This is a genomic window from Mycolicibacter sinensis, from assembly GCF_001673565.1.
Taxonomy (GTDB): domain Bacteria; phylum Actinomycetota; class Actinomycetes; order Mycobacteriales; family Mycobacteriaceae; genus Mycobacterium; species Mycobacterium sinense_C.
In genome coordinates, this window is sequence record NZ_LZMF01000130.1 from 1 (window position 1) to 10,430 (window position 10,430).

General features: G+C 69.5%; 9 protein-coding genes. 5 read left to right on the plus strand and 4 right to left on the minus strand.

Translation table 11 applies throughout. The features are described from left to right. The first annotated feature begins 90 nt into the window (after window positions 1-90). On the plus strand, window positions 91-750 hold the full coding sequence (locus A5648_RS18720; RefSeq protein ID WP_065025986.1) for a M15 family metallopeptidase: 660 nt from the start codon (window positions 91-93) through the stop codon (window positions 748-750). Between the two features lie 171 nt (window positions 751-921). Here the strand turns inward: A5648_RS18720 and A5648_RS18725 are convergent, their stop codons facing one another. Then, window positions 922-2,700: an ABC-F family ATP-binding cassette domain-containing protein gene (locus A5648_RS18725; protein WP_065025987.1), complete on the minus strand. Its 1,779-nt coding sequence runs from the start codon at window positions 2,698-2,700 to the stop codon at window positions 922-924. A 102-nt stretch (window positions 2,701-2,802) separates the two neighbouring features. On the opposite strand from A5648_RS18725, the gene A5648_RS18730 reads away from it, so the two are divergent. Together A5648_RS18730 and A5648_RS18735 are read left to right on the plus strand one after the other, a co-directional pair. Beyond that, window positions 2,803-5,799 (plus strand): acyl-CoA synthetase, encoded by a 2,997-nt coding sequence (locus A5648_RS18730; protein WP_065025988.1) that lies wholly within the window; start codon window positions 2,803-2,805, stop codon window positions 5,797-5,799. Further along, window positions 5,796-6,029 (plus strand): Trm112 family protein, encoded by a 234-nt coding sequence (locus A5648_RS18735; RefSeq protein WP_064855878.1) that lies wholly within the window; start codon window positions 5,796-5,798, stop codon window positions 6,027-6,029. The genes A5648_RS18730 and A5648_RS18735 overlap by 4 nt, the downstream gene beginning before the upstream one ends. On the opposite strand, the gene A5648_RS18740 is transcribed toward A5648_RS18735, so the two are convergent. The 3 genes from A5648_RS18740 to A5648_RS18750 are packed head-to-tail and all read right to left on the minus strand — an operon-like array spanning window position 5,995 to window position 8,143. Then, window positions 5,995-6,615 carry a TetR family transcriptional regulator gene (locus tag A5648_RS18740; RefSeq protein ID WP_065025989.1) on the minus strand — a complete coding sequence of 207 codons (621 nt, stop codon included), beginning with the start codon at window positions 6,613-6,615 and terminating at the stop codon, window positions 5,995-5,997. The genes A5648_RS18735 and A5648_RS18740 overlap by 35 nt on opposite strands. Continuing rightward, on the minus strand, window positions 6,615-7,445 hold the full coding sequence (locus A5648_RS18745) for an ABC transporter permease (RefSeq protein WP_065025990.1): 831 nt from the start codon (window positions 7,443-7,445) through the stop codon (window positions 6,615-6,617). Before A5648_RS18745 ends, A5648_RS18740 begins: the two co-directional genes overlap by 1 nt. Then, the gene (locus A5648_RS18750) at window positions 7,379-8,143 is read right to left on the minus strand and encodes an ABC transporter ATP-binding protein (RefSeq protein WP_065025991.1); all 765 of its coding nucleotides are present in this window, start codon (window positions 8,141-8,143) and stop codon (window positions 7,379-7,381) included. The genes A5648_RS18745 and A5648_RS18750 overlap by 67 nt, the downstream gene beginning before the upstream one ends. Window positions 8,144-8,200: 57 nt before the next feature. Here A5648_RS18750 and A5648_RS18755 point away from each other — a divergent pair, with 57 nt between their 5' ends. Both A5648_RS18755 and tyrS read left to right on the plus strand, forming a co-directional pair. Continuing rightward, on the plus strand, window positions 8,201-8,812 hold the full coding sequence (locus A5648_RS18755; RefSeq protein ID WP_109470847.1) for a DNA-3-methyladenine glycosylase: 612 nt from the start codon (window positions 8,201-8,203) through the stop codon (window positions 8,810-8,812). A 17-nt stretch (window positions 8,813-8,829) separates the two neighbouring features. Further along, window positions 8,830-10,101 (plus strand): tyrosine--tRNA ligase, encoded by a 1,272-nt coding sequence (gene tyrS / locus A5648_RS18760; protein ID WP_065025992.1) that lies wholly within the window; start codon window positions 8,830-8,832, stop codon window positions 10,099-10,101. Window positions 10,102-10,430: the final 329 nt, after the last annotated feature.

Sequence of the window (10,430 nt, forward strand, 5' to 3'; positions counted from 1 at the left end):
TTCTGAGCTCACCCGGCAGCTGCGCGAGGTGCTCACCGTCGAAGGTGCGGTGGCCTCCCGCGACGCCCGCGGCGGCACCGCACCGGTGCACTGCGGCAGCAGTCCGCACACCGCGATCGCCGACAGCAGCCGGATACTTCGGCGGCCGGTGCTCGGCCCGGCCGGAGCGCTCAGCCGTCCAGCACAGCGCCACCGGCACCCGCGTCCGTCACCGCCGTCACGGCCGCCGAGCTCGGCGCCACCTGGCGCCCCGGTTGCCCGGTCACCCCGGCGCAACTGCGGCGCGTCACCGTGACCCACCTCGGCTTCGACGCGAATGCGCACCGCGGCGAGCTGATCGTGCACCAGGAACTGGTTCCGCAGGTCATCGCCATATTCGAGCGGCTGTACCGGCTGAACTTCCCGATCGAGAAGATGCGGTCGGTCACGAACTACCGCGGCGGCGACGATGAATTGTCGATGGAGGACAACAACACCTCGGCGTTCAACTGCCGCCGCGTTCCGGGTTCGGGCAACTGGGCGCAGCACGCCTACGGCCGGGCTATCGACATCAACCCGCTGCTGAACCCCTCGGTCGACCGCGGCAGATTCGAGCCCAAGAACGCCAAGGTCTACCTGGACCGCCACCGGATCGAGCCGGGTCTGCTGCACCCCGGGGACCCGGCGGTGCGCGTCTTCACCGACGCCGGCTGGCGCTGGGGCGGCAACTGGAAATCGCCGGTGGACTACCAGCACTTCGAGCGGCGCTGACGAGACGGTAGTCACGGCTGCCACATCAGCGGGGTAGTGCGATGGCGGAAAACGATGGCGCCGGCGATATCACGGCCGCAGGCGCGCCGCGTGATAGCGCAGGCGCTATCCGATTCGGCAACACCCACCTGCTTCCCCCACGGTGCTGCCGGGACCGCTGTGACGCCAGCGCTATTCGACGATCTCCGACAACTCCAGCCAACGGCCCTCCTGCTCGGCCACCTCATCCTCCAACGCCCGCAGCTGCCGGGTGAGCTCGGCCAAGCCCACGTGATCGGACTGGTCGAAAGCGGCCAGCTCGTGATGCTTGGCCTCGATCTGTTCGGCCAGCCGCGCCAACCGGCGCTCGACGGCGGTCAGATCCTTCTGTGCGGCACGCAATTCCGCTCCCGACAGCGCCCCCGAATCAGCGGCGGCGGGCGCGGACGGCGAGACCGGTGCGCGCCGCGCCGAGGCGGCCAGCCGCAGATATTCGTCGACACCGCCCGGCAGATGCCGCAGCCGGCCGTCCAGGATCGCGTACTGCTGATCGGTGACCCGCTCGAGCAGGTATCGGTCGTGGGAGACCACGATCAGCGTGCCCGGCCAGGAGTCCAGCAGATCCTCGGTGGCGGTCAGCATGTCGGTGTCGACATCATTGGTCGGCTCGTCGAGCACCAGCACATTCGGCTCGGCCAGCAGCGTGAGCATCAACTGCAGCCGGCGGCGCTGCCCGCCGGAGAGCTCACCCACCCGCGCCGACAGCTGTGCGCGGCCGAACCCGAGCCGCTCCAGCAGCTGCGCCGGCGTCATCTCGCGGCCGTCGACCTGATAGTCGTTGCGCAGCCGGCCCAGCACATCGGCCACCCGGTCCTCGGCGAGCGACTCCAACTCCCCGGACTGCTGATCGAGCATGCCCAACCGCACCGTCTTGCCGCGCTTGACCCGGCCGGTGTCGGGCGTCACCGTGCCGGCGATCAACCCGAGCAGCGTGGACTTCCCGGCGCCGTTGGCCCCGACGATCCCGGTGCGCTCACCGGGACCGATCCGCCACTCGATGTCGCGCAGCACCTCCCGGCCGTCGAACGAGACCGAGACGTCGAGCAGGTCGATGACGTCCTTGCCTAGCCGCGCCGTCGCCAGCTTCATCAGCTCGACCGTGTCGCGCAGCGGGGGCACATCGGCGATCAGCGCGTTGGCCGCCTCGATGCGGAACTTGGGCTTGGAGGTACGGGCCGGGGCACCCCGGCGCAGCCACGCCAGCTCCTTGCGTAACACGTTCTGCCGCTTGGCTTCGCTGGCCGCGGCCATCCGGTCGCGCTCCACCCGCTGCAGAACGTAGGCCGCGTAGCCGCCCTGGAAGGGCTCGACGATGCGGTCGTGCACCTCCCACGTGGTGGTGGCCACTTCGTCGAGGAACCAGCGGTCGTGGGTGACCACCAGCAGGCCGCCGGTGTTGCGGGCCCAACGCTGCTGCAGGTGGGCCGCCAGCCAGGTGATCCCTTCCACATCGAGATGGTTGGTGGGCTCGTCGAGGGCTATCACGTCCCATTCGCCGATCAGCAGCGCGGCCAGTTGCACCCGCCGGCGCTGCCCGCCGGAGAGCCCGGCAACAGGTGCGTCCCACGCGATGTCGGAGACCAGGCCGTCGACCACATCACGAATCCGCGGGCTGGACGCCCACTCGTGGTCGGCCTGGTCACCGACCAAACTCGCCCCGAGGGTCCGGTCGGGGTCGAGGGTGTCGGCCTGGTCCAGCAAACCGACCCGCAGGCCGGTGCGGCGGGTGACCCGGCCGGAGTCCGGGGTCATGGCACCGGCAAGCAGTCTCAGCAGAGAGGATTTGCCGTCGCCGTTGCGGCCCACGATGCCGATGCGGGCGCCGTCGTTCACCCCGAGGGTGACTGAGTCGAGCACCACACCGGTGGGGTACTGCAGATGAAGGGCCTCGGCTCCGAGCAGGTGTGCCACTGCCAGAAGGCTACTGCCTGCGGCTGAACGAGCCGGGTCGACCGCACTGATGTGCCAGAATGTGCACGTCATTGACGATCAGGCGCGAGGTAGGGGAGCAGCGTGGATCTGAACCTGTCGGCCATCACCCGGCCGGTCGAGTGGTTGATGGCCACCGCGCAAAACGGCCTGGAGGTGCTGCGCTGGGGCGGCCTGGAGACCGGCACCGTGCCGTCGCCGTTCCAGATCGTCGAGAGCACACCGATGTACAAGCTGCGGCGCTACTTTCCGCCTGACAATCGGCCGGGCCAGCCGCGGCCCGGGCCGCCGGTGCTGCTGGTGCACCCGATGATGATGTCGGCGAACATGTGGGACGTCACCCGTGAGGAGGGAGCGGTCGGCATTCTGCACGCCGCCGGGGTGGATCCGTGGGTGATCGACTTCGGCTCGCCCGACGAGGTCGAGGGCGGTATGCGCCGCAATCTGGCCGACCACATCGTCGGCCTGAGCCAGGCGATCGACACCATGGCCGAGACGACCGGACGTGACGTGCACCTGGCCGGCTACTCCCAGGGCGGCATGTTCGCCTACCAGGCCGGCGCCTACCGGCATTCGAAGAGCATCGCCAGCATCATCGCGTTCGGCTCCCCGGTGGACACCCTGGCCGCGCTGCCGATGGGTGTGCCGCCGAATATCGCCTCGGGGGTGGCGGCCTTCATGGCCGACCACGTCTTCAACCGGCTGGACATCTCCGGTTGGCAGGCGCGGATCGGTTTCCAGATGATGGACCCGCTCAAGACCGCCAAGGCCCGGATGGAGTTTCTGCGCCAGCTGCACGACCGGGAGGCCCTGCTGCCGCGCGAGGCGCAGCGGCGGTTCCTGGAGTCCGAGGGCTGGATCGCCTGGTCGGGTCCGGCGATCTCGGAGCTGCTCAAGCAGTTCATCGCGCACAACCGGATGATGACCGGCGGCTTCGCGATCAACGGGCAACTGGTGACGCTGACCGACATCACCTGCCCGGTACTGGCGTTCGTCGGCGAGGTCGACGACATCGGCCAGCCGGTCGCGGTCCGCGGTATCCGCCGCGCCGCTCCCAACGCGAAGGTCTTCGAATACCTGTTGCGGGCTGGGCATTTCGGTCTGGTGGTGGGATCCAAGGCTGCCGAACTGACCTGGCCGACGGTCGCCGACTGGGTGCTGTGGCAAGAAGGTCAGGGCCCGCAGCCCCCCGGCGTGGCGCTGATGGCCGACCAGACCTCCGAGCACACCAAGGGCGGCGTCGCGATGACGTCGCGGATCGCGCATGGGCTGGGGGAGGCCGGCGGTGTCGCGCTCACCCTGGCGCGCGGTGCCGCCGACGCCGTAGTGGCGGCGCAGAAATCGATGCGCACCATGGCGGTCGAGACCGCGCGCACCCTGCCCCGGCTGGCCCGGCTCGGACAGATCAATGACCACACCCGAATCTCGTTGGGCCGCATCATCGATGAGCAGGCGGACGACTCCCCGGACGGCGAGTTCCTGCTATTCGACGGGCGGGTGCACACCTATGAGGCGGTCAACAAACGTATCGACAACGTCGTTCGCGGGCTGATCGATGTCGGCGTGCGCCAAGGCGTCCACGTCGGCGTCCTGATGGACACCCGGCCCAGCGCCATGGTCGCGATCGCGGCGTTGTCCCGACTGGGTGCGGTCGCGGTGCTGATGCCACCGGACGGGGACCTGGCCGCGGCCGCGCGCCTGGGCGGCACTTCCGAGATCATCACCGACCCAGGCAATCTCGACCTGGCGTTGGCGGCAGCCCGGGAATTGGATTGCCAACTGCTGGTACTCGGTGGCGGCGAGACGCGCGACCTGGATCTGCCCGCTGACGCTGAAGGCGTCATCGACATGGAACAGATCGATCCTGATGCCGTCGAGCTGCCCGGCTGGTACCGGCCCAACCCGGGATTCGCCCGCGATCTGGCGTTCGTCGCCATCGGCACGGTGGCCGGCGAGCTGGTGGCCAAGCAGATCACCAACTACCGCTGGGCGCTCTCGGCGTTCGGCACCGCCTCGACGGCCGCGCTCGGCCCCAACGACACGCTGTACTGCCTGACCCCGCTGCACCACGAGTCCGGGCTGCTGGTCAGTCTCGGCGGCGCGGTGGTGGGCGGGGCGCGCATCGCGCTGTCACGCGGCCTGAACCCGGACCGGTTCGTCGCCGAGGTCCGCCAGTACGGGGTCAGCGTGGTGTCCTACACCTGGGCGATGCTGCGCGAAGTCATCGACGACCCGAACTTCGTGCTGCAGGGCAACCACCCGGTGCGGCTGTTCATCGGCTCCGGTATGCCGGTCGGCCTGTGGAACCGGGTCACCGAGGCGTTCGCGCCGGCCCACGTGGTCGAGTTCTTCGCCACCACCGACGGGCAGGCGGTGCTGGCCAACGTCTCCGGCGCCAAGGTCGGCAGCAAGGGTCGCCCGCTGCCCGGCGCGGTGGAAGTCGAGTTGGCCGCCTACGACCCCGAGCACGACCTGATCCTGGAAGACGATCGCGGCTTCGTGCGCGTCGCCGAGACCGACGAAGTCGGGGTGCTGCTGGCCAAACCGCGCGGCCCGATCGACCCGTCGGCCTCGGTCAAGCGCGGGGTGTTCGCGCCGGCCGACACCTGGATCTCCACCGAATACCTGTTCCGGCGGGACGCCGACGGCGACTACTGGCTGGCCGGCGGGCGCGGTTCGAGCATCCACACCGCACGCGGGACGGCCTATCCGGTGGTGATCACCGACGCGCTGGGCACCGTCAACGGCATCGATCTGGGGGTGACCTACCGGGTGTCGCCGGGCGCGCCGGGCGCGGCGGAACTCGTCGTGTCGGCGGTGACGGTACGGCCGGGAGCGACGATCACCGCCGCGCACCTCAGTGAGGCGGTGGCCGAGATCCCCGTCGGGGTCGGACCCGACATCATCCACGTCGTGCCGGACCTGCCGCTGAGCGCTGTCTACCGCCCGACGCCGGGTGCGCTGCGCGAGGCCGGGCTGCCCAAGGCCGGACGTAACGCCTGGTACTTCGATACCGCCAGCCAGCAGTTCAAGCGGCTGACCGCCGCGGTGCGCGCCGAACTGGCCGGGAGTCACCCGTGATCGACGCCGCCCTGTTGGCCATCCTGGTCTGTCCGGCCGACCGCGGTCCGCTGCTGCTGGTGCAGCGTTCCGGCGGCTCCGGCGACCGGGCGCTGTATAACCCGCGGCTGCGCCGCGCCTACCGCATCGAGGACGACATCCCGGTGCTGTTGGCCGACGAGGCGACCACGGTCGACGACGACGAGCATGCCCGTCTCATCGCCCAGGCTCCGCCGGCAGATCCCCGGTGAGATAACGCTGCAGGGTCGGGGCGATGATCGCCACGATCTGCTCGGCGGGCAGTGAGGCCAGCGGTTCCAGACCGATGATGTAGCGGGCGACCACGATGCCCATCAGTTGGCTCGCGGCGAATTCGGCGCGCAGCACGCCGGTCCCGGCCGGTTCGTCGATGCGGTGGGCCAGTTCTGCGACCACGATGTCACGGAAGAACGAACGGGCCAGCGGCACTTCGGTTCCGGTCAGCATCGAGCGCAACGCCGCGATCAGTCCGGTGCCGGTCTGTGAATCCCACAGTGGCAGCAGCAGCTCCGGCATGGTGCGGCCGAGGTGCTCGACGGGGGTTTCCCGCAGCGGCCCCAGCACGACCATCGGATCGATGGGCAGCTCGGTGGCGGCGGCGAACAGCTGCTGTTTGGTGCCGAAGTAGTGGTGCACCAGCGCGGCGTCGACACCCGCATCGGCGGCTACCGAGCGGATCGAGGTGTGCGTGAATCCGTTGCGGGCGAACAGCTCCCGTGCCGACGCCAGAATCCGGTCCCGGGTACCGGAGGCGCCGGCGGGGCGCCCCGGCTTTCGGTTGCTCATCTCGGCGGACATTACCCCGTCCGCCGTCGCAGCGTCACGGCCGCCAAACACAGCGCGGCGACCGCGAACGCCAGCACGATGACGATGTCGCGCACCGCGACCCCGGTCAGCTCCGGATGGGTGCCCACCTGCTGAAGTGCCTCTAGGGCATAGCTGGCCGGTAGCGCGTTGCTGATCCACTGCAGCCACTCGGGCATCGCCGCCCGCGGCACGATGATCCCGGCCAGCAGCAGCTGCGGCACCATGACCAGCGGAATGAACTGCACGGCTTGGAATTCGGTGCGGGCGAAGGCACTGCACAGCAGGCCCAGCCCGACGCCGAGCACCGCGTTGACGATCGCGATGACGAACACCCACGCCGGACTGCCCAGGGTCTCGAAGCCCAGCAACCAGAACGCGACCACGCACGCCAGGCTGGCTTGGGCGGCCGCCGCGATCGAGAACGCCGTCCCGTAGGCGGCCAGCAGGTCGAGCCGGCGCAGCGGTGTGGTCAAGATGCGTTCCAATGTTCCCGACGCGCGTTCGCGCTGCATGGTGATCGCGGTGATGACGAACATCAGGAACAGCGGGAACAGTCCCAGCAGGATCAGGCAGGCGGTGTTGAACGGCGACGGCGTGCCCGGCGGGTGGGCAACTTCGGCGAACATGAAATAGATCAGCGTGATCACCAGGCTGGGTAGCAGCAGCACCATCGCGACACTGCGGTGATCGCCGGCCAGTTGGCGCAGGATCCGCTGCGTGGTCGCCAGGAACGGCCGCAGCTGCAGCGTGCCGGTCAGCCGGTTCGGGGCGCGGTGGTGCGCCGGATGACGGACAGGAACGCTTCCTCCATCGACGTACATCCGGTCTCCTCTCGCAGTCGTCTCGGTGAGGTGCGCGCCAGCAGCGCGCCTTCGCGCATGAGCAGCAGATCGCCGCAGTGGTCGGCCTCGTCCATCACGTGGCTGGATACCAGCAGCGTGGTGCCGCGCCGGGCCAGCGCCGCGAACTGCTGCCAGAGCTCCGCGCGCAGCACCGGGTCCAGGCCGATCGTCGGCTCGTCGAGCACCAGCAGGTCCGGCCGGCCCACCAGCGCGCAGGCCAACGAGACCCGGGCGCGCTGACCGCCGGACAGCTTGGCGCAGTAGTCGCCGCGGTGGCGTCGCAGATCCACCGAGTCGACCGCCTCGTCAGCGGCCTGGGTGTCGACCCCGGCCAACGCCGCGAAGTACCGCACGTTGTCGATCACCCGCAGGTCCTCGTAGATGGTCGGCTCCTGGGGCATGTAGCCGACCCGGTGCCGCAGCGGGGCCGAGCCGGCCGGGCTGCCCAGCACCTCGACGCGCCCGCCGGTGATGACCTGGGTGCCGACGATGCAGCGCATCAGGGTGGTTTTTCCGCAGCCTGACGGCCCGAGCAGGCCGGTGATCGCGCCGGGAGCGAGCCGCAACGACACATCGTGCAGCACCGGCCGCTTGCCGCGGACCACCCGCAGGTGCTCGATGTCGACGGCCGCGGCGGTGAGCGAGCCGGATAATTCATCACCCGATGAAATCATCATGTGATGAATATTCTGCCGGTTGCGGCGCGTTGTCAAGCATCCGGCACAATCTCCGGCGTGAGTGCTGACCGGCTTGCGGTGGATCCGCTCGCGGCCGCCCGCCTGCTGCTCGGCGCCACCCTCGATGCCCGCGGGGTGCGCGCGACGATTCTCGAGGTGGAGGCCTACGGCGGCGTGCCGGACGGGCCCTGGCCGGACCCGGCGGCGCATTCCTATCGCGGGCCCACCGGGCGCAACACGGTGATGTTCGGCCCGCCCGGCCGGCTGTACACCTACCGCAGCTACGGCATGCACGTCTGCGCCAACGTGGCCTGCGGCCCGGACGGGACGGCCGCCGCGGTGCTGCTTCGGGCCGCGGTCGTAGAGGAAGGATGCGCGGTGGCGCGGTCCCGTCGCGGTGAAGCGGTGCCGAGCACCGGCATGGCCCGCGGCCCGGGAAACCTCTGCTCGGCCCTGGGAATCATTATGGAGGACAACGGAATCGACCTGTTCGACGCGCGCAGCCCGGTGCGGCTGATGCTGGGTGCGCAGCTGACCGCCCAAGCCGGACCCCGAGTCGGAGTCAGCCAGGCCGCAGACCGGCCGTGGCGGTTTTGGGTGCCCGGCCGCCCCGAAGTATCGGCCTACCGACGCAGCCCGCGGGCACCGGCGCCCGGCGCCAGCGACTGATCCGGGAAAATCGACCCATGCCGACGACGATTCTCGACGAGCTGAGCTGGCGCGGGCTGATCGCCCAATCCACCGACCTGGACGCGCTGAGCGCCGCAGTGACGGCCGGGCCGATCACCGTCTATGCCGGATTCGACCCGACCGCGCCCAGCCTGCACGCCGGAAACCTGGTGCCGTTGCTGGCGCTGCGCCGCTTCCAGCGCGCCGGGCACCGGCCGATCGTGCTGGCCGGCGGGGCCACCGGTCTGATCGGCGATCCGCGCGAAACGGGCGAACGCACCCTCAGCACCGCCGACACGGTCGCCGAGTGGTCCGAGCGGATCCGCGGGCAGTTGGAGCGGTTCGTCGATTTCGACGACAGTCCCACCGGTGCGGTCGTGGTCAACAACCTGGACTGGACCGCCTCGCTGTCCGCGCTGGACTTCCTGCGTGATGTCGGCAAGCACTTCTCGGTCAACGTGATGCTGGACCGCGACACCATCCGGCGCCGGCTGGATTCCGAGGGCATCTCCTACACCGAGTTCAGCTACATGCTGCTGCAGGCCAACGACTACGTGCAGCTGCATCAGCGGCACGGCTGCGCGCTGCAGATCGGCGGCTCCGACCAGTGGGGCAACATCATCGCCGGCGTCCGGCTGGTGCGCCAGAAGCTGGGCGCGACGGTGCACGCGCTGACCGTCCCACTGGTGACCGCCGCCGACGGCACCAAATTCGGCAAGTCCACCGGGGGCGGCAGCCTGTGGCTGGATCCGGAGATGACCAGCCCCTATGCCTGGTACCAGTACTTCTTCAACACCGCCGATGCCGACGTGATCCGCTACCTGCGCTGGTTCACTTTCTTATCCGCCGACGAGCTGGGGGAGCTGGAGCAGGCGACGGCCGAGCGCCCGCACGAGCGGGCCGCCCAGCGCCGGCTGGCCCGCGAGTTCACCACCTTGGTGCACGGTCAAGCGGCCACCGAGGCCGTCGAGCTGGCCAGCCAGGCGCTGTTCGGCCGGGGCGAGCTGACCCGGCTGGACGAATCGACCCTGACCGCGGCACTGCAGGAGACCTCGGTTGCCCAGCTGGAGCCCGGTGCCGCGGACGGGATCGTGGACCTGCTGGTCGCCACCGGACTTTCGGCGAGTCGGGGCGCGGCCCGCCGCACGATCGGCGAGGGAGGCGTCTCGGTGAACAACGTCCGCGTCGACACCGAGGAATGGACGCCGCAGCCCGACGACTTTCTGCACGGCCGGTGGCTGGTGCTGCGCCGCGGTAAGCGCAATGTGGCCGGCGTTCAGCGGGTCTAGCGGGGGCTTTGCGGGGAGCTCTGCGCGTGGGAAGTTGATCTTGAAGCGGGCGAGATATCGCTTCTAGCAGCGGATTTGACTCCCAGTTTCACCTCGCGTAACTTAGTCCACGTCGCAGCGACCAGGCCAGACCCGGTCAGCGCGACAAGCCCGCGGGAACCGCAGAGATCGCAAGGCGATTCCGGGGGCGTTTCACTTGTCCGCACTGCCAATGCGCGGCTTTTAGCCGCGGGTTGACTGCGCGTCCGAGTGGGGCGTGTTGTTTGAGAACTCAATAGTGTGTTTGGTGGTTTTTGTTTGTTGTTGTTTTGCCACATCCTTGGCGCCCC

What these genes read in the sequence shown, in the direction of transcription:
- A5648_RS18750 (WP_065025991.1), bottom strand. Translation starts at nt 8,143, where the DNA reads ATGATGATTTCATCGGGTGATGAATTATCCGGCTCGCTCACCGCCGCG.
- A5648_RS18740 (WP_065025989.1), bottom strand. Translation starts at nt 6,615, where the DNA reads ATGTCCGCCGAGATGAGCAACCGAAAGCCGGGGCGCCCCGCCGGCGCC.
- A5648_RS18745 (WP_065025990.1), bottom strand. Translation starts at nt 7,445, where the DNA reads ATGTACGTCGATGGAGGAAGCGTTCCTGTCCGTCATCCGGCGCACCAC.
- tyrS (WP_065025992.1), top strand. Translation starts at nt 8,830, where the DNA reads ATGCCGACGACGATTCTCGACGAGCTGAGCTGGCGCGGGCTGATCGCC.